The sequence below is a fragment of the Streptomyces liangshanensis genome (assembly GCF_011694815.1).
GTDB classification, from domain to species: Bacteria; Actinomycetota; Actinomycetes; order Streptomycetales; family Streptomycetaceae; genus Streptomyces; species Streptomyces liangshanensis.
Genome location: NZ_CP050177.1, coordinates 6,501,363 through 6,524,100 on the forward strand (window position 1 = coordinate 6,501,363; position 22,738 = coordinate 6,524,100).

Annotated in this window: 20 protein-coding genes; 15 read left to right on the plus strand and 5 right to left on the minus strand. The window is 73.6% G+C overall.

Going from position 1 to position 22,738, the window contains the following annotated elements:
• Positions 1-32: 32 nt before the first annotated feature.
• The gene (locus HA039_RS28165) at positions 33-1,484 is read left to right on the plus strand and encodes a hypothetical protein (protein WP_167034151.1); all 1,452 of its coding nucleotides are present in this window, start codon (positions 33-35) and stop codon (positions 1,482-1,484) included.
• A 30-nt stretch (positions 1,485-1,514) separates the two neighbouring features.
• On the opposite strand, the gene HA039_RS28170 is transcribed toward HA039_RS28165, so the two are convergent.
• Complete coding sequence (locus tag HA039_RS28170; RefSeq protein ID WP_167034152.1) at positions 1,515-2,717, minus strand: amino acid deaminase/aldolase; 1,203 nt, start codon at positions 2,715-2,717, stop codon at positions 1,515-1,517.
• Between the two features lie 1,430 nt (positions 2,718-4,147).
• Here HA039_RS28170 and HA039_RS28175 point away from each other — a divergent pair.
• Both HA039_RS28175 and mycP read left to right on the plus strand, forming a co-directional pair.
• Positions 4,148-5,026 (plus strand): hypothetical protein, encoded by an 879-nt coding sequence (locus HA039_RS28175; protein WP_425086390.1) that lies wholly within the window; start codon positions 4,148-4,150, stop codon positions 5,024-5,026.
• Complete coding sequence (gene mycP, locus HA039_RS28180; RefSeq protein ID WP_167034153.1) at positions 5,023-6,273, plus strand: type VII secretion-associated serine protease mycosin; 1,251 nt, start codon at positions 5,023-5,025, stop codon at positions 6,271-6,273. Before HA039_RS28175 ends, mycP begins: the two co-directional genes overlap by 4 nt.
• Before the next feature lie 16 nt (positions 6,274-6,289).
• Here mycP and HA039_RS34460 read toward each other — a convergent pair whose 3' ends face one another.
• Positions 6,290-6,940, minus strand: a complete 651-nt coding sequence (locus tag HA039_RS34460) for a serine hydrolase (protein WP_279592868.1) — start codon at positions 6,938-6,940, stop codon at positions 6,290-6,292.
• Positions 6,941-7,001: 61 nt separating this feature from the next.
• On the opposite strand from HA039_RS34460, the gene HA039_RS28190 reads away from it, so the two are divergent.
• Complete coding sequence (locus tag HA039_RS28190) at positions 7,002-7,748, plus strand: SseB family protein (protein WP_167034154.1); 747 nt, start codon at positions 7,002-7,004, stop codon at positions 7,746-7,748.
• Here HA039_RS28190 and HA039_RS28195 read toward each other — a convergent pair.
• Positions 7,739-8,122: a DUF1844 domain-containing protein gene (locus HA039_RS28195; RefSeq protein ID WP_167034155.1), complete on the minus strand. Its 384-nt coding sequence runs from the start codon at positions 8,120-8,122 to the stop codon at positions 7,739-7,741. The genes HA039_RS28190 and HA039_RS28195 overlap by 10 nt on opposite strands.
• A gap of 418 nt (positions 8,123-8,540) precedes the next feature.
• On the opposite strand from HA039_RS28195, the gene infC reads away from it, so the two are divergent.
• From infC to HA039_RS28250, 10 genes are all read left to right on the plus strand, one after another.
• Positions 8,541-9,239 carry a translation initiation factor IF-3 gene (infC, locus tag HA039_RS28205; RefSeq protein WP_167034156.1) on the plus strand — a complete coding sequence of 233 codons (699 nt, stop codon included), beginning with the start codon at positions 8,541-8,543 and terminating at the stop codon, positions 9,237-9,239.
• 128 nt (positions 9,240-9,367) lie between these two features.
• Positions 9,368-9,562 carry a 50S ribosomal protein L35 gene (gene rpmI / locus HA039_RS28210; protein ID WP_023542859.1) on the plus strand — a complete coding sequence of 65 codons (195 nt, stop codon included), beginning with the start codon at positions 9,368-9,370 and terminating at the stop codon, positions 9,560-9,562.
• Positions 9,563-9,665: 103 nt separating this feature from the next.
• Positions 9,666-10,052, plus strand: a complete 387-nt coding sequence (rplT, locus tag HA039_RS28215; RefSeq protein WP_161307754.1) for a 50S ribosomal protein L20 — start codon at positions 9,666-9,668, stop codon at positions 10,050-10,052.
• Positions 10,053-10,187: 135 nt separating this feature from the next.
• On the plus strand, positions 10,188-11,039 hold the full coding sequence (locus HA039_RS28220; protein ID WP_167034157.1) for a TrmH family RNA methyltransferase: 852 nt from the start codon (positions 10,188-10,190) through the stop codon (positions 11,037-11,039).
• 83 nt (positions 11,040-11,122) lie between these two features.
• The gene (locus HA039_RS28225; protein ID WP_167034158.1) at positions 11,123-12,271 is read left to right on the plus strand and encodes a sensor histidine kinase; all 1,149 of its coding nucleotides are present in this window, start codon (positions 11,123-11,125) and stop codon (positions 12,269-12,271) included.
• 170 nt (positions 12,272-12,441) lie between these two features.
• The gene (gene pheS / locus HA039_RS28230) at positions 12,442-13,569 is read left to right on the plus strand and encodes a phenylalanine--tRNA ligase subunit alpha (RefSeq protein WP_167034159.1); all 1,128 of its coding nucleotides are present in this window, start codon (positions 12,442-12,444) and stop codon (positions 13,567-13,569) included.
• A complete protein-coding gene (gene pheT, locus HA039_RS28235) occupies positions 13,569-16,097 on the plus strand; it encodes a phenylalanine--tRNA ligase subunit beta (RefSeq protein ID WP_167034160.1) in 2,529 nt (842 codons plus the stop codon). The genes pheS and pheT overlap by 1 nt, the downstream gene beginning before the upstream one ends.
• Before the next feature lie 175 nt (positions 16,098-16,272).
• Positions 16,273-17,391 carry a PP2C family protein-serine/threonine phosphatase gene (locus tag HA039_RS28240; protein ID WP_167034161.1) on the plus strand — a complete coding sequence of 373 codons (1,119 nt, stop codon included), beginning with the start codon at positions 16,273-16,275 and terminating at the stop codon, positions 17,389-17,391.
• A gap of 309 nt (positions 17,392-17,700) precedes the next feature.
• Positions 17,701-19,038 carry an NsdA family TPR-like regulatory protein gene (locus tag HA039_RS28245; RefSeq protein ID WP_167034162.1) on the plus strand — a complete coding sequence of 446 codons (1,338 nt, stop codon included), beginning with the start codon at positions 17,701-17,703 and terminating at the stop codon, positions 19,036-19,038.
• Positions 19,039-19,137: 99 nt separating this feature from the next.
• Positions 19,138-19,668 (plus strand): NUDIX hydrolase, encoded by a 531-nt coding sequence (locus HA039_RS28250; protein WP_161311411.1) that lies wholly within the window; start codon positions 19,138-19,140, stop codon positions 19,666-19,668.
• On the opposite strand, the gene HA039_RS28255 is transcribed toward HA039_RS28250, so the two are convergent.
• Entirely contained in the window at positions 19,650-20,543 is an 894-nt protein-coding gene (locus HA039_RS28255; protein ID WP_167037750.1) for a 3-hydroxybutyryl-CoA dehydrogenase, read from the minus strand. The genes HA039_RS28250 and HA039_RS28255 overlap by 19 nt on opposite strands.
• Positions 20,544-20,879: 336 nt before the next feature.
• Here HA039_RS28255 and HA039_RS28260 point away from each other — a divergent pair, with 336 nt between their 5' ends.
• Entirely contained in the window at positions 20,880-22,151 is a 1,272-nt protein-coding gene (locus tag HA039_RS28260; RefSeq protein ID WP_167037753.1) for a glycoside hydrolase family 10-like protein, read from the plus strand.
• Positions 22,152-22,163: 12 nt separating this feature from the next.
• On the opposite strand, the gene HA039_RS28265 is transcribed toward HA039_RS28260, so the two are convergent.
• Positions 22,164-22,730: a winged helix-turn-helix domain-containing protein gene (locus tag HA039_RS28265; RefSeq protein ID WP_167034163.1), complete on the minus strand. Its 567-nt coding sequence runs from the start codon at positions 22,728-22,730 to the stop codon at positions 22,164-22,166.
• Positions 22,731-22,738: the final 8 nt, after the last annotated feature.

The following is a 22,738-nucleotide window of genomic DNA, read 5'->3' on the forward strand; positions in this document are numbered from 1 at the left end:
GCTGCCGCTCCGACAGCGTGTGGAGGAGAACGATGGCGGACAGCTCGACCCCACAGCCCCAGCCCGACCCATCACCCTCCGGCACGGCCGGTACCGGCGGGGCCTCCACGCCCGGTGACCCGCCCGACGCGGGGCGCCGCCGTCCCCCGTACCTCGGCGGCCGGGTGGTATGGGGTCTTCGGGCCGCGCTCTTCGCCTACGGGGTCGCTCTCGCCGTCGTCGGGATCGCGGACGTGTTCTGGGGCAACGACTTCGACGTACGGACCCACGGCGTCGTCCTGGTGGGTACGGGCGCGGTGGTCGCGGGAGGGACGCTGGTGGCCCTGCGACCCGAGGGCCGCCTGGGGAGCATGCGGGGGTGGGCCCCTCGCGTGGCCGACGTGGTCGCCCTTGGCTCCACGGTGTGGGTGCTCCTGTGTGTCGGGTCGAACTTCACCTGTCAGGTGGTCCTGGGCCTCACGGCCGGGGTGGCGCTCGGCGCGGGCCTGGTCGCTCTGGCCCTGCTGGTGGCGGACTTCACACCTGCGGCCGGGCCGCGCCCCGGCGAAACGCCTCCGGCCGCGACCCCGGAGACGATGTCCTCCGCCGAAGCCACCCTCAGGGGAGCACTGGTGACGGCGGGCGCGGGGTTACTGGCGGCCTGTGTGACGCTGCCTCAGTTCTGGTACTCCGTACGGTACGAGCCCTCCAACTCCCCGCCCGTCGTGATGGTGGAGAACGGCATCACCGAGGTGGAGGTACGGAAGGACCGGCTGGAGCTGACCGCGGAGATCACCCTCGAGAACACCGGGAGGACACCGGTCCGGATGCTGACCTCCCTGTACGAGATCAGCGGCACGCGCATACGCCTGGCGGGCAAGCCGCTCCCGCACGACAACCTGCCCTTCGACCGGGTCTTCGGCGGGAACTACGGCTCCGCCGCCCGCCTCAGCACCTACACCACCTACACGTCCCCGCAGCAGATCCAGGTCGGGCCGGTCGGCGAGGACTACGCGTGGATCGGACCGGGCGAAAAACTCCGCACGACGCTCCAGGCCCACGCTCCCCTGGGCGAGTTCGACCTGCTGCGCCTGACGACGGACGTCGCCGTGGCGCGCGCCGACCGGGTGGAGACCGCGGCCGGGGAAGCGGGGAACTACCCGGACGGCCGTCGGCGCATGAACTGCGACGGCACGTTGATCGCCGAGAGCCGCCGTCCCCTGGCCCACGTGGGGTGGTTCGACCGGCTGACGGAGAGCGACCGGGAACTCGTCACGTTCTGGGCCCTGTCGGGTGACAGCGGCGACAACTCCCCTTGGTGGCCCGCCTTCCCGTGGACGAACGTGTCGATCCAGCACACCGGACGCGGCTGTGAACACGCGCTCGTCCCGGACCGCGACGGACTGGAGGACGACGCCATGGTCGGCTGGGCCAGCTCGGTGGCCGAGGCCGCCGTACCCGAGGAGGAGCCCGCCTCACCGGCGAAACCGGCCAAGAAGGGCTGAACGCCGGGAAGGCGGGGCGCCTTGCGGGTGTCAGAGGAACGTGAGCCCCTCACCCCGATACGTGGGTACGCTCGCCACCACGCGGTCGTCCTCCACGAGGTGCAACGTGTCGAAGCGCTCGCAGAGTTCGCCGGCCTTCGCGTGCCGGAACCACACCTTGTCGCCGATCAGCAGATCGTCCGCGGCCGAGCCGAGGAGCGGGGTCTGCACCTCGCCGGGGCCCTCCTGCGCGTCGTAGCGCAGGCCTTCCGGGAGGTACGGCACGGGCAGCCGGTCCTGGCCCGCCGCGCCCGACGCGGGGTAGCCGCCGCCGAGCACGGTCACCACGCCCACGCCGGGCCTGCGGACCACCGGCAGGGCGAACAGGGCGGCCGGACGACCGCTGAACGACGTGTAGTTGTCGAAGAGCCTCGGCTGGTACAGGCCCGACCCGGCGGCGATCTCGGTCACCGCGTCCTCGGCGGCCGTGTGCTGCACGCTGCCCGTGCCGCCGCCGTTGACGAACTCCAGGTCGGGCGCGACGGTACGGACCGCGCGCACCACGGCGGCGCGGCGCTCGGCCAGCTCCTTGCGGGCGGCGGACTGCATGAGCCGTACCGCCCGGGACCGGAAGGGACGGCCGGCCACGGAGTCGCCGACGCCGGCCACATGACCCTCGTACGCCATCAGACCGACCAGCCGGAAGCCCGGCCGGCGCACGACGGACCTGGCCAGCTCGGCCAGTTGGGCCGGGTCGCGCAGCGGGGAGCGCAGGGCGCCGATCCGGACGCGGCCGCCCAACAGCCGCAGGGAGGTGTCCAGTTCCAGGCAGACCCTGATCTCCTCGGTACCGCCGTCGCGCGCCGCGTCGATCAGCTCCAGGTGCGCCGGGTCGTCGATCATGACCGTGACGGCGGCGGCGAGCTTGGGATCGGCGGCGAGTTGCGCGTACGCGGCGCGGTCGGCGGACGGGTAGGCGAGGAGGATGTCCTCGAACCCGGCGCGCGCGAGCCACAGCGACTCGGCGAGCGTGAACGACATGATCCCCGCGAAGCCGTCCCGGGCGAGCACCCGTTCGAGCAGCGCCCGGCAGCGCACCGACTTGCTCGCCACCCTGATGGGTTTCCCGCCGGCGCGGCGCCGCAGGTCGTCCGCGTTGGCGTCGAACGCGTCGAGATCGACGAGCGCGAGCGGCGCGTCGAGAGAGGCGGTGGCCCGGTCGTACCGGGCCCGGTCAGTGGCGCGCGGATTCATGGACCGAGCTTGCCAGACCGGATTACCGATCGGTAGGGGAAAGTTCCGTGCGAACCCTCCCGGGAACCCGCGGGGACCGTGGGAGGCGCACGCCCCTCCCGGATCCGGTCCCGGTTCTGGTCCCGGATCCGGCATGCCCGACAAGACACCCCCGGACGTCCCCCGGCCGGGCTTCCCGTTCCCGCCGGGCCCGTGTCAGCCCGTAGAGTGACGCCCACGCGGCGATGAACGGGCCTGCCCCGTAAGGCCGATCGGCATGCGACCAGCCGCGCACCGGATGAGGACATGGGGGCCGGATGAGCACCGAGGCACAACGCGCCCCCGTCCCACCGCGCCCACCCCACGCCCCGCCTCCCGCCCACCCACCCCGGACACCACCCACGCGGGACGCCACCACCCCGGCACCCCCACAAGCGGGCGGCACCCCCGACGAGGAGGCACCCACAGGCCCGGACCCGGTCGAGCGTCCGGACCCGGCGCACGGTTCCATACCGCCCCCGGCCCCCCGCCCCGAAGCCCCCCCGGCGGCCCGTCTCCCGACCCAGCCCACCGAGCACCCGGCCACGAACCACCGGGCCGGACCCGCCGCGCCCCCGCCCGGTCGCCCCCCGGGCCTCGACGAAGGCCGCAGATCCGTCCCCCCACAAGCCCCAGCCCAGGGCCCCACACGCCACCCCACCAATCCGCCCCCCCACGCACCCGCCGACAACGCCAGCACCCCGCCGCCGCACGAGCCCCAGGCCCCCGGGCGCCGCCCCGCAGATACGGGCCCCCATGCGCCCGCCAGCAACGCCAGCGCCCCGCCGCCGTATGCGGGCCAGGGGCCCGCACCGCAGGCCGCCCGGGGCCCCCGGGCGGTCGCGGCCGCCCCACGTACCGCCCCGGGCGCCGCCGGGCCCCCGGGCACGCGCCCCGCGTCCGGACCGCCTGCCGGTCCTGGAACCGAGGCGGACCGGGGCGTTTCCGGTGGCGGACCCGGTACGGGCCCCGCGCTCGAACCGCCCGCAGGCGCGGCTCCCGGCGGCGCCCCGTACCCCGGGTCGGACCGCCCCCGCCCCGCCGGGCCGCCGCCGGTCCACGCTGATCGCCGTCAGGTACCGGGCCCGCCGCCCGTCGGCGGAGGGTACGAGCGTGGCGATACGGCCCCGGCCGCAAGCGGTCCTGCCGCGCCGCCGCGACCCGGGCTCGCAGGTGCGGCTCCCGGCGGCGCCTCGTACCCCGGGTCCGACGGCCCCCGCCCCGCCGGGCCGCCGCCGGTCCATGGCGATCGCCAGCAGGTACCGGGTCCGCCATCGACGGGCGGCATGTACGAACGCGGCGGTACGGCCCCGGCCCCGGCTGGCCCTGTACCGGGTGCCGTTCCGCCTCGGCCCACCCATGCGCCCGGCGCCCCGCCGCACCCCGGCCGGGTCGGCTTTGCGGGGGCGTCCGTGTTCCCGGGTGCACGGGGCGCCGCCCCCGGCGGAGCGGTCGGCCCGCACCATGCCTGGACCACCGCGCCGCCGCCCGAATCGCCCAGCGAGACCACCACCCGCCTGCGGCCCGTACCCTCCCGCCCGCCCGTCAGGGCGGCCGCCGCCGTCGCCTGTGTCGTCCTCGGAGTCGGGCTCATCGGGGGCGCCGTCACCGGCAGTTGGCTGACCGGGGACTCGGCGGCCGAGCCCGCCGTACCCGACACGTACACCACCGCGCGCGCCCTGTGGCACAGCGTCCCCGTCGACACCCTCTTCCCCCGGACCCTCACGGGCGACGACGCCGGGCCCGGCCGCGCCGACCGCACCTGGACGCGCGTCGCCGTGGCGCCCGACAGCGCCTGCGCCGACGCGCTGCCCCCGCCGCTGGTCAAGACGCTGCGCCCGGCCGGCTGCACCCGCGTGCTGCGCGCCACCTACGCGGACGCCACCGCCAGCAGCCTCACCACCGTGGGGCTGGTCTTCACGGAGGGCGACCGCCCCGCCATGACCGCCCTGAACTCCCGGCTCACCACCGGGGGACTCGCCGAACGGACCGATCACATCCCGCACACGTTCTCCGTCGAAGGCACCCTCGCCGCCGGGTTCGGCGAGCGCCAGCGCGCGTCCTGGACGCTGGACGTCGTGGACGGCATGCCCGTCGTCGGCTACGCCGTCTCCGGCTTCGCGGACGGACGTACGGTCACCGACCCCCAGCCGGCGAAGGCGGCGACCGTCGCGGGCGCGAAGACCGCGGCGGCGGAGGCGGGCCTCGGATTCGAGGCGAAGGGGATCGCCGCCCGCGTCGAAGAAGGCCTGCGCACAGCGGCCACCACCACGACGGTGGCCCCCCGATGACGCCCCCGACACCCGGCCCGCGCGCGACGAGCCCCCGCCCGAGGCGCCTCGCGTCCGCCCCGCGCCGCCGCCCGAGGCGCCAACTCCTCGCCGTCCTCGCCGCCGCCTCCTTCGCCGTACTCCCCGCCGTCCCCGCCCACGCCGACTCGCTCCGGGCCCAGCAGTGGGCCCTCGAAGCGCTGCACACCGATCAGGCCTGGCGGACCTCCCAGGGCGACGGCGTCACCGTCGCCGTGCTCGACACCGGCGTCGACGGGGGCCACCCCGACCTGGAAGGACAAGTACTGCCCGGCCACGACCTCGTCGGCTTCGGCGCGGTCGAGGGCGACCCTTCCTGGGCCCGGCACGGCACCGCCATGGCCGGGATCATCGCCGGTCACGGCCACGGACCCGACCGCTCCGAAGGCGTCCTCGGCATCGCGCCGCAGGCCAAGATCCTGCCGGTGCGCGTCATCCTCGAAGGCAGCGACCCGGCCCGCGAGAAGGCCCGTACCTCCAAGGGCGGCGCCCTCGCCGAAGGCATCCGCTGGGCCGCCGACCACGGCGCGGACGTCATCAACCTCTCCCTCGGCGACGACAGCAAGTCCGCCCACCCCGAGGCCGCCGAGGACGCGGCCGTCCAATACGCGCTGGGCAAGGGCGCCGTCGTGGTCGCCTCGGCCGGCAACGGCGGCGAGAAGGGCGACCACATCTCGTACCCGGCGGCCTACCCCGGCGTCATCGCCGTCGCCGCCGTCGACCGCTTCGGCACCCACGCGGCCTTCTCCACCCGCCGCTGGTACGCCACCGTCAGCGCCCCCGGCGTCGACATCGTGATCGCGGACCCCGACCGCAAGTACTACGAAGGCTGGGGTACGAGCGCCGCCGCCGCGTTCGTGTCCGGCGCCGTCGCCCTCGTACGCTCCGCGCACCCCGACCTCACCCCGGCGCAGATCAAGAAGCTGCTCGCCGACACCGCCAGGGACGCCCCCGCGAACGGCCGCGACGACGCGAAGGGGTACGGCTTCGTCGACCCCGCCGCCGCCATCGAGGCCGGCGCGAAGCTCTCCGGCACGCGGACGACGAGCGGCGCGGCCGACGGCTACGGGAAGCGGTACTTCGGCGACGGCCCCACCGACCCCCACGAGGACCCCGGCCCGGGCGTCGGCCTCGCCCCGGTCGCCGGGGGCGTGGGGGCACTGCTGCTGGCGGGCGCGGTGGTGCTGTGGCGAGGCGTCGGTACGGGCCGCCCGGGCGCCCGCCGCTGACCGGGCCGGCGAGGCGTCAGGCCCGCCTCCCCACCGCCCCGACCGCCGCTTCCTCCACCGCCGCCACCCCTGCCTCCTTCGTCGGGTGCCCGTCCGACAGGACCGCGACCAGGCAGGTCCGCACCCGGCCCACCGAGTGGACGACCCACAGCCCGGAGTCCGTCCTCGGCAGCCACCCGTTCTTCAGCGCCCGGTCGCCGCTTCCCCCGTCCGCGGCCGACACCCCCCAGTCCTGGCTCGGCACCACCCGCTCCATCAGGCCCGCCACGTACCGCCGGGACCGGGCGTCGAGCGGCGAATCGGCACCCTCCTCGAACACCGCCCTCAGCAGCGTCAGCTGATCGCGCGCCGTGGTCCGCGTCAGCCCCCACGCCGCCGCCCCCACCGTCCGCGTCAGACCCAGCCTCGCGTGCGCCGCGTCCAGGCCCGCCACGCCCCCGACCGACGCGCGCAGGGTGGTCGCCGCGTCGTTGTCACTGCGTTCGATCATCGCGGCGGCCAGGCACTCCTCCTCCGCCGTGAGCCAACGGCCCGTGTCCTGCGCCCGCAGCAGCAGCGCCGCCAGGACACCCACCTTCACCACGCTGGCGCTGACGTAGGAGCGGTCCGCGCCGCTCGTCGTCCCGCGCCCGTCCGCCATGTCGTGCACCGCGACCGAGAGATTCACCCGACGACCGTACGCGTACACCGCCCGGCCCCCCGCTCCCGCCGGGCACTACGCTCGACCCGTGGCGCTCAAGAACATCCCCGACCCCGGCTTCTCCGACGACGACGGCACCGCCGACCCCGGCCTGGCCTCCGCCCTCGCCGCGTGGTCGGCGGACCGGTCCGCGGAAGGGCCCGTGCTGGCCGCCCTCAGGACCGCCCGGCTGCTCGTCCCCATCGTCGCCGTCCTCGGCGAGACCGAGGAGGACGAGAACGGGCTGCGCCGCGAGAAGACCAGCGACATGGCCGTGCCGACCCTCCGCGCCGGCGACCGCCGCGCACTGCCGGCCTTCACCTCCGTCGCGGCGCTCGCCCGCTGGGACCCGGCCGCCCGCCCCGTCGCCGTACCCCTGCACCAGGCCCTCCAAGCGGCGGCGCACGAGCGGGCCGACACGGTGGTGCTCGACCTCGCGGGGCCCGTGCCGTACCAGCTGACCGGTCCCGCGCTCCTCGCCGCCGCCGAGGGCCGTACCAGCACCGACCCGCTGGACGACCCCGCCGTCACGGCGGCGGTACGGACGGTGGTCGCCGCCGAGCCCGCCGTGCTCCGGGCCCACCTCGGCCCCGGCACCGCCGACGGCACCCTGGCGCTCGTCCTGGACCCGGCGGAGCCCCCCGCCGAGGCCGCCCGCCGCGTCGCCGGGGCGCTCGCGGCCGACGACGTACTGAGGGCCCGCCTGGTGCGCGGGCTCGACCTGGCACTGCTGCCGGCCGAGGCCACCCCACCGGGCGAGCCCCTGTTCGTACGGGTCTCGGACCCTCAGCCGTAGACCGGGCCCGTGTACTTCTCGCCCGGCCCCTGCCCCGTCTCGTCCTTCACCACCGACGCCTCGCGGAACGCGAGCTGCAACGACTTGAGGCCGTCCCGCAGCGGCGCCGCGTGGAACGAGCTGATCTCCGTCGTGCTCGCGTCCAGCAGCCCGGCCAGCGCGTGGACGAGCTTGCGCGCCTCGTCCAGGTCCTTGTGGTCGTCGCCGTCCTCGGTCAGGCCGAGCTTCACGGCCGCGGCGCTCATCAGGTTCACCGCGACCGTGACGATCACCTCGACGGCGGGGACCTCCGCGATGTCACGGGTCATGGCGTCGAAGTCCTGGGACTCCTGGGACTCCTGCGGGGCGTGCTGGGGGGAGGGGGCGTCGCTCATGCCCCACACGATAGGCCCCGCGCGCCCGGGCCCCGCGCGCCGGTGGCCCCGGCCCCCCCCGCCCGGGCGGGACGCGGGGTCGCGGCCGACGCCGGGTGACAGCGGGTTAGCGGGACCGACGCGCGGATGCTAACCTGATGTGACGACCGGCCGGACATTCACATGCCCGGCCCACAAGTGGAGGCTCCGATCTCCCACCTGGCTGCCCCTTCCGGGCGGCGGGTCACCGGTCAGGTGGTGCCCATCGTTCCGTACGGACGATGGAGCCGCCCGATGCGCGCCCCGCGGTAGACGCGGCGGTGCTCCGGTAGTGCGAGGAGCTCCCGCCTGTGTCCCGTCCGGGGCATTTTTCGCGTTCCGCCACGGTTGGTCTCAGGTAAGAGTCAACAGACCTTACGCGGCTGTCTGCCAGACAGTCGTGTGGTGCTACCGAGGAGGATCCATCAGCGCCGAGCCCCGCATTAACGACCGGATTCGCGTTCCCGAGGTCCGACTTGTCGGCCCCAGCGGCGAGCAGGTGGGCATTGTCCCGCTTGCCAAGGCCCTGGAGTTGGCGCAGGAGTACGACCTCGACCTGGTTGAGGTCGCGGCGACCGCACGTCCGCCCGTGTGCAAGCTCATGGACTACGGGAAGTTCAAGTACGAGTCGGCCATGAAGGCCCGTGAGGCGCGCAAGAACCAGGCGCACACGGTCATCAAGGAGATGAAGCTCCGCCCGAAGATCGACCCGCATGACTATGACACCAAAAAGGGTCACGTCGTCAGGTTCCTGAAGCAGGGCGACAAGGTCAAGATCACGATCATGTTCCGCGGTCGTGAGCAGTCCCGCCCCGAGCTGGGCTTCCGACTGCTCCAGCGGCTCGCGTCGGACGTGGAGGAGCTCGGCTTCATCGAGTCGAACCCGAAGCAGGACGGCCGGAACATGATCATGGTTCTCGGCCCGCACAAGAAGAAGACCGAGGCCATGGCCGAGGCGCGCGAGGCCCAGGCCGCCCGCAAGGCGGAGCGCGCGGGTTACGCACCCGACGAGCACGTCGACGAGTCCCCGGACGCCGCCGACGCTCGCGCCGAAGCAGCTGCCGCCGAAGCCCCGGCCGAGGCGTCCTCCGAGGCGTGATCCGCGGGCTGCCATCCAGGCGGCCCACGGTTCCGCTCCGGACCCATTCACCAGAGATCCGACGCTCCCGTGCGCCGGCCGAGAATCCGGCCGGCAGGGGGCGCCACCGACGAGAAGAGAACGGCGCGATGCCGAAGAACAAGACGCACAGCGGTGCCAGCAAGCGCTTCAAGATCACCGGATCCGGCAAGGTCATGCGCGAGCGCGCCGGCAAGCGCCACCTGCTCGAGCACAAGTCCTCGCGGGTGACGCGGCGCCTGACCGGCACCGTCGAGCTGGCCCCGGGCGACGCCAAGAAGATCAAGAAGCTTCTCGGCAAGTGACGTCGCGACCCCCGGTGACCGGGGGCGCGACCTCAGGACCGGGACCCATTCGTTTCCGGGCCGTGTGACACCGAACCACGGCCCCGCTACAAGGAGTTAACACGTGGCACGCGTCAAGCGGGCAGTCAACGCCCACAAGAAGCGCCGGGCAATCCTCGAGGCGGCCAGCGGTTACCGCGGCCAGCGCTCGCGCCTGTACCGCAAGGCCAAGGAGCAGGTCACACACTCCCTGGTCTACAACTACAACGACCGCAAGAAGCGCAAGGGCGACTTCCGTCAGCTGTGGATCCAGCGGATCAACGCCGCCGCCCGCGCCAACGGCATCACCTACAACCGCTTCATCCAGGGTCTGAAGGCCGCCAACGTCGAGGTCGACCGCAAGATCCTCGCCGAGCTCGCGGTCAACGACGCCAACGCGTTCGCCACGCTCGTCGAGGTCGCCCAGAAGGCCCTTCCGAGCGACGTCAACGCCCCGAAGGCCGCCGCCTGATCTCCCTCAGGCCGCATGCACTTCCCACCGGACCCGCAGGCAGCGCGCCTGCGGGTCCGGTGTGTTCTCCCCCTCCGCCCCGTCCCCGGTCCGGTACGTGACGTCCCGGCCCCACGAGTGAGTGAGCCGCCGCCCATGGGCACCCCCGAGCTGATCTCCCCGCGATCCCCGCGCGTCCTGGCCGCCAAGCGGCTCGCCCGGCGCGCCTTCCGGATCAAGGAGCGCCGGTTCATCGCCGAGGGGCCCCAGGCCGTCCGGGAAGCGGTCGCCCACCGGGGCGCCGACGGGGAGCCGACGCTCCTGGAGCTGTTCACCACCGTCGAGGCCGCCGAGCGGTACGCCGACATCGTGGACGGGGCCAGGGAGACCGGTGCCCGGGTGCACCTCGCGCCCGACAGCGTGCTCGCCGAGGTGTCGCAGACCGTCACGCCCCAAGGACTGCTGGGCGTCTGCCGCTTCCTGGACTCGCCGTTCGAGGACGTCCTGCGCGCCCGGCCCCGGCTCGTCGCCGTGCTCGCGCACGTCCGCGACCCCGGGAACGCCGGCACGGTCCTGCGCTGCGCGGACGCGGCGGGAGCCGACGCCGTGGTCCTCACCGACGCCTCCGTCGACCTGTACAACCCGAAGTCCGTCCGCGCGTCCGTCGGCTCGCTCTTCCACCTGCCGGTCGCCGTCGGCGTGCCCGTCGAGGACGCCGTACAGGGGCTCAAGGACGCCGGGGTGCGGATCCTCGCCGCCGACGGGGCGGGCGACGACGACCTGGACGACGAGCTGGACGCCGGCACCATGGGCGGGCCCACCGCCTGGGTCTTCGGCAACGAGGCATGGGGGCTGCCGGCCGGGACCCGGGCCCTCGCGGACGCCGTCGTACGGGTCCCGATCCACGGAAAGGCCGAGAGTCTGAACCTCGCGACCGCCGCCGCCGTATGCCTCTACGCGTCCGCCCGTGCGCAACGGTCCGGGAACAGGGCCGGGAATGGGCGCTGAGGGGCTCCGCTCCGTCACGTATCGCTAGTACTGTTGCGCCTTCGCAGACCCACTGGACTATGGGGAAGAGGCGGGATACGGGGATGACGGCCGGGACCAGCAGACCTGTCACGGTGCAGGGACCTGTCCGGTGCGGCCCGGACCCCGGTGCCGGTGGCGGCGGCCCGTCGATCGACCCGGACGACCTCCCCGACGGCCTGGTCGTGGCCGACGAGCACGGCCGGGTGACCTGCTTCAACGCCGCCGCCGTGCGGATCACCGCCGTACCGCTCGCGGACGCCCTCGGACAGCCGCTGGAGCGCGCGCTGCCGCTGGAGGACCTGGAGGGCCGCCGGTGGTGGACCCTGACCGATCCGTACGGCGGCCTGGCCACCCGCGTCGGGCAGCCCGAGCGGAATTTACTGCTCCCGGGCGGACGGGAGGTCCTCGTCTCGGCGCGGTACGTACGCGCCCGCCCGCTCGGCCCGGTGCAGAGGATCGTCATCTGCGTCCGGGGCACCGAGGCCCGGCGCCGTACCGAACGCAGCCACGCGGAACTGATCGCCACCGTCGCCCATGAACTGCGCTCCCCCCTGACCTCCGTCAAAGGCTTCACGGCGACGCTGCTCGCCAAATGGGAGCGCTTCACCGACGACCAGAAGCGGCTGATGCTGGAGACCGTCGACGCGGACGCCAACCGGGTCACCCGGCTGATCGCCGAACTCCTCGACATCTCCCGCATCGACTCCGGGCGCCTGGAGGTCCGCCGCCAGCCGGTCGACATCGGCGCCGCCGTCGGCCGCCACGTCCAGTCCCACACCGCGGCCGGTCAGTCCCCCGACCGGTTCCTCGTCCGGATACAGCGGCCGCTGCCCGATCTGTGGGCCGATCCCGACAAGATCGACCAGATTCTCGGCAACCTGCTGGAAAACGCGGTGCGCCACGGCGAGGGAACCGTCACCATTGAGGTGGCAGCCGCGGAGATCGGGCACATCGAGGACGGGAGGGGCACCGTGAAGGGCACCGCCGTCACCGTGTGCGACGAGGGTCCCGGTATCCCCGAGGAGTCGATGGGCCGCGTCTTCACCCGCTTCTGGCGGGGCAGCAAGCGCGGCGGTACGGGCCTCGGCCTCTACATCGTCAAGGGAATCGTCGAGGCGCACGGCGGGACGATCACGGTCGGCCGGGGGCCCGGCGGCGGCGCCCAGTTCCGATTTATCCTGCCCGTCGGCGCTCCGTCCTACCTGACGTGAGCCGACGGGCCGCCCCACCGAGGGCATGACCCGGGCCTCCGCGGATCCGCCGGACGGGCCTGGGGGACTCGCCACCTCCGTTCGGCCTTTAGACTCGACCACTGGCACCATCGGCGCCTTCAGCGATCGAGCAGGGTCGTTCCGCCAGCCAATCGGAAGTACGGGAAGAGATGTCGGCACCCAACAAGTCGTACGACCCAGTCGAGGTCGAGGCGCTGAAACCGGAACAGATCGAGCGCATGCGGGACGAGGCGCTCGCCGCCTTCGCCGCCGCGGCCGATCTGGACGCGCTCGCTCACGCGAAGACCGCGCACACCTCCGGGACCTCGCCCCTCGCCCTCGCCAACCGCGAGATCGGCGCACTGCCGCCCCAGGCCAAGGCCGAGGCGGGCAAGCGCGTGGGCCAGGCCCGCGGCGCCGTGAGCAAGGCCCTCGCCGCCCGCCAGACCGAGCTGGAGGCCGAGCGCGACAGCCGGGTCCTGGTCGAGGAGGCGGTGGACGTCACGCTGCCGTACGACCGGGTACCGCCCGGCGCCCGGCACCCGCTGACCACGCTCATGGAGCGCGTCGCGGACGTCTTCGTCGCCATGGGCTACGAGATCGCCGAGGGCCCCGAGGTCGAGGCGGAGTGGTTCAACTTCGACGCCCTGAACTTCCTGCCCGACCACCCGGCCCGCCAGACCCAGGACACGTTCTTCGTGCAGGGGCCCGGGAACGCCACCGGCGACGAGTCCGGTGTGCTGCTCCGTACGCACACCTCGCCCGTCCAGGCCCGCACCCTGCTCGACCGCGAGCCGCCCGTGTACGTGGTCTGCCCGGGGCGGGTCTACCGCACGGACGAGCTGGACGCCACGCACACCCCGGTCTTCCACCAGATCGAGCTGCTCGCCGTGGACGAGGGCCTCACCATGGCCGACCTCAAGGGCACCCTCGACCACATGGTCCAGTCGCTCTTCGGCTCGGACATGAAGACCCGGCTGCGGCCCAACTACTTCCCCTTCACCGAGCCGTCCGCCGAGATGGACATGCTCTGCTACGTCTGCCGCGGCGCGTCCGTCGGCAACCCCGACCGGCCCTGCCGCACCTGCGGCAGCGAGGGCTGGATCGAGCTCGGCGGCTGCGGCATGGTCAACCCCAAGGTGCTCGTCGCCTGTGGCGTCGACCCCGAGAAGTACAGCGGATTCGCCTTCGGGTTCGGCATCGAACGGATGCTGATGTTCCGCCACCATGTCGAGGACATGCGAGACATGGTCGAGTCGGACGTCCGGTTCACCCGGCCGTTCGGGATGGAGATCTGATGCGCGTCCCGCTTTCCTGGCTGCGGGAGTACGTCGACCTGCCGGCGACGGAGACCGGCCGTGACGTGCAGGCCAGGCTCGTGTCGGCCGGCCTGGAGGTGGAGGCCGTCGAACAGCTCGGCGCCGGCCTCAAGGGCCCCCTGGTCGTCGGCAAGGTCCTCACCATCGAGGAGCTGGAGGGCTTCAAGAAGCCCATCCGCTTCTGCACCGTCGACGTCGGCACCGCCAACGGCACCGGCGAGCCGCAGGAGATCGTCTGCGGCGCCCGGAACTTCGCCGTCGGCGACAAGGTCGTCGTGGTCCTGCCGGGCGCGGTCCTGCCCGGCGACTTCGCGATCGCCGCGCGCAAGACGTACGGCAAGACCTCGCACGGCATGATCTGCTCCGGCGACGAGCTGGGCATGGGCGACGACGGCTCCGGCGGCATCATCGTGCTCCCCCCGGAGCACGAGGTCGGCACCGACGCCATCGCGCTCCTGGAGCTGGTGGACGAGGTCCTCGACATCGCCGTCACCCCGGACCGCGGCTACTGCCTCTCGCTGCGCGGCGTCGCCCGCGAGACCGCCACCGCGTACGGCCTGGCGCTGCGCGACCCGGCGCTGCTCGACGTCCCCGCGCCGAACGCCTTCGGCCACCCCGTGAAGATCTCCGACCCCCGGGGCTCGGACCGCTTCACGGCCCGTACGGTCACCGGCCTCGACCCCGAGGCCCGCAGCCCCATCTGGCTGACGCGCCGGCTCCAGAAGGCCGGCATGCGGCCGATCTCGCTGGCCGTCGACATCACCAACTACGTGATGCTGGAGGTCGGCCAGCCGCTCCACGCCTACGACCGCTCCCGCGTCGAGGGGCCCCTCGGGGTCCGCCGCGCCCTGCCCGGCGAGAAGATCACCACGCTCGACGGCGCCGAGCGGGTCCTCGACCCCGAGGACCTCGTCATCACCGACGACCGCGGGGCCATCGGCCTGGCCGGCGTCATGGGCGGCGCCGACACCGAGATCGCCGACGTCGCGGTCGACCCCGAGACCGGGGAGGTGAACGGCACCACCGAGGTCGTCATCGAGGCCGCGCACTTCGACCCGATCTCCATCGCCCGCACCGCGCGCCGCCACAAGCTGGCCTCCGAGGCGTCCAAGCGCTTCGAGCGCGGCGTCGACCCGCAGGCCGCCGCCGCGGCCGCCCAGCGGACCGTCGACCTGCTGGTCCTGCTCGCGGGCGGGTCCGCGGGCGCCGGGGTCACCGAGGTCGTCGCGCCGTCCGCGCCGCACACGATCGTCATGCCCGCGGGCCACCCCGACCGGGTGGCGGGCATGGTCTACGGGCGCGAGACCGTCGTACGGCGGCTCCAGGAAGTCGGCTGTGACGTGTACGGCCAGGACGAACTGGTCGTCACCGTGCCGTCCTGGCGCCCCGACCTCGGCGCGCCCAACGACCTCGCCGAGGAGGTCATCCGCCTGGAGGGGTACGAGAACCTCCCCTCCACGCTCCCGACCCCGCCCTCGGGCCGCGGTCTCACCGAGCGGCAGCGGCTGCACCGCAGGGTCGGCCGGGCGCTGGCCGGCGCCGGGTACGTCGAGGCGCTCAACTACCCGTTCCTCGGCGACGCCGTCCTGGACGCCCTCGGGCTGCCCGCCGACGACGCCCGCCGCGTCACGGTCAAGCTGGTCAACCCGCTCTCCGACGAGGAGCCCGCGCTGCGCACGACGCTGCTGCCGGGCCTCCTGGCGGCGCTGCGCCGCAACGACGGACGCGGCTCGCACGACCTGGCCCTCTTCGAGACCGGCCTGGTCTTCCGGCCGACCGGCCACGAGACCGTGCCGGTACGGCTGCCCGTCGACCGGCGGCCCTCCGACGAGCAGCTCGCCGGGCTCGACGCCGCGCTGCCGCGCCAGCCGCGCCGCGCCGCCGTGGTCCTCGCGGGCGCCCGCGAGCAGGCCGGCTGGTGGGGCGCGGGGCGCCCGGCCGACTGGGCGGACGCCGTCGAGGCGGCCCGTACCGTCGCCCGGGAGGCCGGCGTCGAGCTGACCGTCCGGGCCGGACAGCACGAGCCGTGGCACCCGGGCCGGTGCGCGGCCCTGTTCGTCACCGTGGACGGCGAGGAGACGCTCGCCGGGCACGCGGGCGAGCTGCACCCGAGAGTCGTCAAGGCGCTCGGCGTGCCCGCCCGTACCTGCGCCATGGAGATCGAACTGGACGTCCTGGAGCGGGCGTCCGAGGGCGCCGTCCAGGCCCCGCGGATCTCCACCTTCCCGGTCGCCACGCAGGACGTCGCGCTGGTCGTCGCGCACGACGTGCCGGCCACCGCGGTGGAGGAGGCCCTCCACCAGGGCGCCGGGGAACTGCTGGAGTCCCTGCGGCTGTTCGACGTCTTCACCGGCGAGCAGATCGGCGAGGGCCGCAAGTCCCTCGCGTACGCCCTGCGCTTCCGGGCGCCGGACCGCACGCTGACCGTCGAGGAGGCCACGGCCGCCCGCGACGCGGCGGTGGCGCTGGCCGCCGAGCGGACCGGAGCGGTGCTGCGCGGCGCGTGACCCGCGCGAGGACACGATGAGGGGCTGAGGGGCGCTTCCGGATCTCCGGAGGCGCCCCTCACTCGTTCGGGTGAGAAGTCGGGACGAAGTACGCGAACGGACCCGGGTGATCGACACAATCGATGCGGCCACGACGGTCGAGGGACGTCCGGACCGGCCGAGGAGGCCCGACGGCATGATCCGTACCAGGGCAGTGGGGGACACGCGGGCGATCGCGCACGTCCCGCGGCGTGTTGTCGAATGTGTGGTGCTGGGCCTCTGGCTGGCGCTGGCCGTCCTCTGGGAGTTGACCTGTCCGCTGGACGACGAGGGTGACGGCCTGGTCCGCCGTACGGTGACGTGCGCGGCGTTCCTGATGGCGGTGGGCTATCTGCTCACCGGCGTACGGCGCGGCCCCGCCCGGGAGTTGCGGGAGGCGCGGGCCGTCGCGCGCGCCACGCAGGACGTGCTGCTCAGGCCGCTGCCCCCGAGCATCGACGGGCTGACGCTGGCCGCGCGCAGGCTGTCCGTCTCGCAGGGCGCCGATGTCGGGGGTGACCTGTACGAGGCGGTGGCCACCCCGTACGGCGTGCGGATCGTCATCGGGGACGTGCGCGGGCACGGCCTGCCCGCCATCGGCGCGGTGGCCGCCGTCCTCGGCAGCTTCCGGGAGGCCGCGTACGACGAGGCGGCCCTCGACGGGGTGTTGCGGCGGCTCGACCGGGCGTATCAGCGCCGGTTGCGGGACCTGGCGCGCCAGGAGCACCCGGCGGGCGGCGGGCGGGAGCCGGAGAATCCGGCGGCGGAGGAGTTCGTGACGGTCCTGCTGCTGGAGATCGGCGCCGACTCGGACGTCCGCGCCCTCAACTGCGGCCATCCCTGGCCCTTCCGGCTCGGGCAGGGCGCCGCCGTACCGCTCACGGCGGGCGAACCACTGCCCCCGCTGGGCGCCTTCCCGCTGCCGGACGACCTCGCGCCGCACCTGTGCGGGCGGTTGCCGCCGGGGGAGGCGCTGTTCCTGCACACGGACGGGGCCGAGGACGCCCGTGACGCGGCCGGCCGGTTCTTCGGCCTCCAGGACGCGCTCGTGAGGACCCTGTCCGGCCAGCCGCCCGGGGTGCCCGTCTCACCGGCGCACGTGGCGCGGCAGGTGCACACGGCGCTGCTGCGGCACACCGGCGGGCGGATCACCGACGACGTGGCGCTGCTCGTGCTGCGCAACGACCGCGGCGCGCGCGGCGACCGTGCGCGGGTCCCGGCGCAGAGCGGCGAACCGGCTCTGCGCCGTGCCCGTTCGGAACCCTCCCGTCGGTGAGCGGCCTGGATGGGCATGGCCCTGAGCGAGCCGCGGCCGGCGCGTCGTCCGCCCTGCCGCGGAGTGTCGGGCAGGTCGGCGGGACGGACGACGCGGTGACGGGCCGCCGCACTGTACGAGGGGGAGCCGGCGGCCCGGCCGCCTCTTTCGAGACCACCGAGTCAACCGTGCCGCGGGCTCAGGCGGCAGCGTGCGCGGGCCCCGGATGCGTGCGTTCCGTTCACACCCCGTGTGATTTCCCCCGTACGAACCATCCCTTGTCCCACCGCACAGGTTCTAGTGTGGGCCTGCCAGTCACCGGAGGGGCACATGCAGCCCAACGCTCTGCTCGACGCGCTGTTGGACGAGGCGGGGATCTCGCACGCCGGTCTCGCCGCCAGGATCAACCGGGCCGGCGAGGCCCGGGGTCTTTCCCTGCGGTACGAACACACCGCCGTGGCCCGGTGGTTGAAGGGGCAGCGGCCACGCGGCCAGGTGCCCGACCTGATCTGCGCGGTCCTGGGCGACCGGCTGGCCCGCCCGTTGACCCTCGACGACATCGGGCTCGGCGTGCCCGGCGCGTACCGGACGGCGGGCACCCCGCTCTCCGGGTTCGTGGAGCGGGCCGCCGCGCTCTGGCGCTCCGACGAACAGCAACGGCCCCATCTGGCGGCGGTCCCCGCCGTCACCGGGACGCCCGCCGTCATGCCCGTCTGGGAGTGGGAGAACCCTCCGGAGGACACCGATGTCTCCCGCACGGGCCGGACCAGGGTCGGGCCGGCCGACGTCGAACTGCTCAAGTCGGCTCGGGCGCACTACGAGTTGATGTACCGGAGATCCGGCGGTGTCGCCACCCGCGCGCGGGTCGTCGGCTTCCTCAACGCGGAGACCGCGCCGCTGCTGCGCGGGTCGTACGGCGACGCGCTGGGCCGGCAACTCCACCGTGCGACGGGCGGGTTGGTCGCGGTGGCGGGCATCTGCGCGTACGACTCCGACGCCCACGGCCTCGCCCAGCGCTACTTCCACCAGGCGCTGCGGCTCGCGAAGGCCAGCGGCGACCGGGGGCTCGGCGCGTACGTGATCGCGCTGCTCGTCAACCAGTCGCTGCACATGGGGGAGTACCGCCAGGCCGTCGCGTTCGCGGAGGCCGCGCTGCGGGCCGCCGGGCCGCGCCTCACGCCCGCGCTCACCGCCGACCTGTACGCGATGCAGGCCAAGTCGTACGCCCGTCTCGGCGACGGCGGCAACGCGCTGGACCGTATCCGGCGCGCGGAGAGCGAGGCGGAGCGCATCCGGCCGGGGCACGAGCCGGACGAGACGGGATACGTCCAGCCGGGCCTGGTGAACGTCCAGGTGGCCGAGGCGCTGCTCGGCCTCGGCGATCTGGCGGCGGCGCGGGAGCACGCGACGGCCGCCGTGGGCACACCGGCGCACGACCGGGGCAGGGTCCACCGCCTCGCCATGCTCAGCCACATCGAGCTGCGGCAGGGGGAGCCCGACCGGGCCGCCGGAACGGCCGCCGAGATGGCGGAACGCGCGAAGGGGATGGAGTCCCAGCGGCTGCGGGACCGGCTGCGCGCGGTGCGCGGGGAGTTGGTGTCCAGCGGGTCCAGGGCGGCCGGAGAGGCGGCGGCGCTGATCGACGAAGCGCTCCGTGTGCCTCTGTAAGCCCCCTTGTAAGCCCCCTGCGCGGACGACGTGTTGCTGAGATTCAGCGGTGAGGTCTGCTGCGATGTTGCCATCAACGCGTCGAAAGGTGGCAGAAACGTGCAGTGGACGAAACTGAGCGAACAGACTGTGTATGAGAATCGCTGGTTCCAGGTCAACCTCGCGGACGTCGAACTCCCCGACGGCCGCCACCTGGACCACTTCCTCATCCGGCTCCGCCCGGTCGCGGCCGCCACGGTCGTCAACGAGGCGAACGAGGTGCTGCTCCTCAGGCGCCACCGCTTCATCACCGACAGCTGGGGCTGGGAACTGGCCGCCGGGGTGGTCGAGGACGGCGAGGACATCGAGCGCGCGGCGGCACGGGAGATGGAGGAGGAGACGGGCTGGCGGCCGGGACCGCTGCGCCACCTGCTCACGGTGGAGCCGTCGAACGGTCTCACCGACGCGCGCCACCACCTCTACTGGGCGGAGGAGGCCACGTACACCGGCCCGCCCGAGGACGACTTCGAGTCGTCGTGCCGCGAGTGGGTCCCCCTCAAGCTCGTCCCGGACATGATCGCCCGGGGCGAGATCCCGGCCGCCAACATGGCGGCCGGGCTCCTGATGCTGCGTCACATACGGCTGGGCTGAGGAAGCTGGGCCGTCTCCGCGTACGGGTAGAAGCCCGCGCCCGTCTTGCGGCCCAGGCGTCCCGCGTCCACCATCCGCTGGAGCAGTGGGGGAGCGGCGTACAGCGGCTCCTTGTACTCGGCGTACATCGAGTCCGCGACCGAGGCCACGGTGTCCAGGCCGATCAGGTCGGCGAGCTTGAGCGGGCCCATCGGGTGGGCGCAGCCCAGCTCCATGCCGTTGTCGATGTCCTCGCGGCTGGCGATGCCCGACTCGAACATCCGGACGGCGGAGAGGAGATACGGGATCAGGAGGGCGTTCACCACGAAGCCCGAGCGGTCCTGGGCGCGGATCGCGTGCTTGCCGAGCACCTTCTCCACCACGGCCTCGGACCTGCGGAGCGTCTCGTCGGACGTCGTCAGGGCCGGGATCAGCTCGACCAGCTTCTGCACCGGGGCCGGGTTGAAGAAGTGGATCCCGATGACCTGGTCCGGGCGGGAGGTCGCGACGGCCAGCTTGACGAGCGGGATGGACGAGGTGTTGGAGGCCAGGATCGCGTCGGGACGGGTCACGACCTGGTCGAGGACCTGGAAGATCTCCGTCTTGACCTGTTCGTTCTCCACGACGGCCTCGATGACGAGATCGCGGTCCGCGAACTCCCCGAGGTCGGTGGTGAAGCTGAGCCGGCCGAGCGCCGCGTCCCGTTCCGCCTCGGTGATCTTGCCGCGTTCCGCCGCCTTGGCGAGCGAGCCGTGCAGGCGGGTCCTGCCGATCTCCAGGGCCTCGCCGGTCGTCTCGGCGACCCGCACCTCGAGGCCGCTGCGGGCGGCGACCTCGGCGATGCCTGCGCCCATCTGGCCGCAGCCCACCACTCCCACGCGGGCGATGTCGGTCAGGGTGTCGGTCACATCGTGCCTTTCGCTGGTCCGCGCCGATCCGGGCAGGTCGGTGCCCGATCGGTGGCGGACGGGTCCGGGTTCGGTGGTTCCGGCAGGCCGCCGAGGTGATCGCGGCGCCCGCCCCGGACCGAGACGTTACTCCGCGCGGGTGTGTGGACGCCGTGCCGGGGCGGGCATGCTCAGCCCGTACGGCGGCCCGCTCCCCCTCACGGCGGGCTCCTCACCCCCCCACAGGCAAGGGACGGAACGCCCATGAGTCACACCCCCCACCCCACCCCAGGCCACACACCGGGGCGCCCGTCCGGGCCCGCCGGCTTCGGCAGACGCGGGTTCATGGCGGTGACGGCGGCGCTGATGACGACGATGCTCAACGCGTCGCACGCGCTCGCCGGCGGTCCCGTGGGCCCGGAGGCGCGGCGCCGCGCGCCGCGCCGGGACCTGCGCGGGATGTGGGTCGCGACCGTCACCAACCGCGACTGGCCCTCCCGGCCGGGGCTCACCGCCGCCCAGCAGCGCGCCGAACTGATCGCCCATCTGGACATGGCCGTCACCCGCAACCTGAACACGGTCGTCTTCCAGGTCAGGCCCACGGCGGACGCGCTGTGGCCGTCGCCGTACGAGCCCTGGTCGCAGTACCTCACCGGGACCCAGGGCAAGGACCCGGGCTGGGACCCGCTGGGCACGGCGGTGCGCGAGGCGCACGCGCGCGGCCTGGAGCTGCACGCCTGGTTCAACCCGTACCGCGTCGCCATGCACACCGACCCGTCGAAGCTGTCCGCGAAGCACCCGGCCCGCGTGCATCCCGAGTGGGTGCTGCCGTACGGCGGGAAGCTGTACTACAACCCGGGTCTCCCGGAGGTCAGGTCGTTCGTCCAGGACGCGATGCTGGACGCCGTGCGGCGCTACGACATCGACGCCGTGCACTGGGACGACTACTTCTACCCCTATCCGGTCGCGGGCCAGGTGTTCGCGGACGACGAGGCGTACGCGCGGTACGGGGCCGGCTTCCCGGACAAGGCGGCGTGGCGGCGGGACAACACCGACCGGCTGGTGCGCGAGACCGGCGCGCGGATCAAGAAGCTGAAGAAGAACGTACGGTTCGGCATCAGCCCGTTCGGCGTGTGGCGCAACGGGGCCACCGACCCCCTCGGCTCCGACACCCGGGCGGGTGTGCAGACGTACGACGACCTGCACGCCGACACCCGGAAGTGGGTGCGGGAGGGCTGGATCGACTACATCACGCCGCAGTTGTACTGGAACATCGGCCTCGCCGCCGCCGACTACGCGAAGCTGGTGCCCTGGTGGGCGGGCGTGGTGAAGGGCACGGGGGTCGACCTGTACGTGGGTGAGGCCCTCTACAAGGCGGGCGACCCGGCCCAGCCCGCCCCCTGGCAGAACGCCGCGGAACTCTCCCGGCACCTGGACCTCTGCGCGAAGTACCCCGAGGTGAAGGGGAACATCTACTTCGCGGCGAAGGAGGTCGCGAGTGATCCCCTGGGGGCGATGACGATGATCGCCGACCGCTACCGGCACCGGGATTACGGGTACAGGGACTACCGGCACAGGGATTACGGGCACGGGGATTTCGGGCACGAGCCGGCGTGAGCCGCGGACGGTTCAGGAGGCGGCCGTGCCGTCCCGCGGCGCCGAGGGCCGCGGGACGCCCTGCCCGGGCGCGGACGGCACCCCACCGCGGCCCTTGATCGCGCCGAGTACGTATCCGCGCCCGTGAACGGTTTCTATCGAAAGCCCCAGGGGTCGCAATTTCTTCCGGAGGCGCATGATGTGGAGATCCAACGCGTTTCTGCTGGACGAACGATTGGCCGCGGCAAGCCGGGCGGCTATTGCCTCCCGCTCCACCACGGTGGAGACGTATTCCAACAGCGCGGTGACGACCACCACTTCCGTGGACGTGAGAGGCGCGAGAGAACCACGGAAGCGGAGGATTCCCTCCTCGTCCACCGACGGGCGGTGATCGCGGATCGCCCTGGCGCGGAGGGACGAAAGGCGCGCTCTGATCTCGGAGGCATCCGCCCCGGCCCGCACCCAGTCCTCGCACGTCCTTTGCAGCGTCGGAACCGCCGTGCCCGAGGCGACGACTATGAGGCAGGGCACTCCGTCACGCCGGAGCGCGTCGAGCCGCGTTCGCTCCGTCGGCCAGCGGACGACCTGCACCTCCCGCATGGGAGCCC

Bases quoted from the DNA above. Each gene is read 5' to 3' on its own strand.
- HA039_RS28165 (WP_167034151.1), top strand. From the start codon at position 33: ATGGCGGACAGCTCGACCCCACAGCCCCAGCCCGACCCATCACCCTCC.
- HA039_RS28170 (WP_167034152.1), bottom strand. From the start codon at position 2,717: ATGAATCCGCGCGCCACTGACCGGGCCCGGTACGACCGGGCCACCGCC.
- mycP (WP_167034153.1), top strand. From the start codon at position 5,023: ATGACGCCCCCGACACCCGGCCCGCGCGCGACGAGCCCCCGCCCGAGG.
- HA039_RS28195 (WP_167034155.1), bottom strand. From the start codon at position 8,122: ATGAGCGACGCCCCCTCCCCCCAGCACGCCCCGCAGGAGTCCCAGGAG.
- rpmI (WP_023542859.1), top strand. From the start codon at position 9,368: ATGCCGAAGAACAAGACGCACAGCGGTGCCAGCAAGCGCTTCAAGATC.
- HA039_RS28220 (WP_167034157.1), top strand. From the start codon at position 10,188: ATGGGCACCCCCGAGCTGATCTCCCCGCGATCCCCGCGCGTCCTGGCC.
- HA039_RS28225 (WP_167034158.1), top strand. From the start codon at position 11,123: ATGACGGCCGGGACCAGCAGACCTGTCACGGTGCAGGGACCTGTCCGG.
- pheS (WP_167034159.1), top strand. From the start codon at position 12,442: ATGTCGGCACCCAACAAGTCGTACGACCCAGTCGAGGTCGAGGCGCTG.
- pheT (WP_167034160.1), top strand. From the start codon at position 13,569: ATGCGCGTCCCGCTTTCCTGGCTGCGGGAGTACGTCGACCTGCCGGCG.
- HA039_RS28240 (WP_167034161.1), top strand. From the start codon at position 16,273: ATGATCCGTACCAGGGCAGTGGGGGACACGCGGGCGATCGCGCACGTC.
- HA039_RS28245 (WP_167034162.1), top strand. From the start codon at position 17,701: ATGCAGCCCAACGCTCTGCTCGACGCGCTGTTGGACGAGGCGGGGATC.
- HA039_RS28260 (WP_167037753.1), top strand. From the start codon at position 20,880: ATGGCGGTGACGGCGGCGCTGATGACGACGATGCTCAACGCGTCGCAC.
- HA039_RS28265 (WP_167034163.1), bottom strand. From the start codon at position 22,730: ATGCGGGAGGTGCAGGTCGTCCGCTGGCCGACGGAGCGAACGCGGCTC.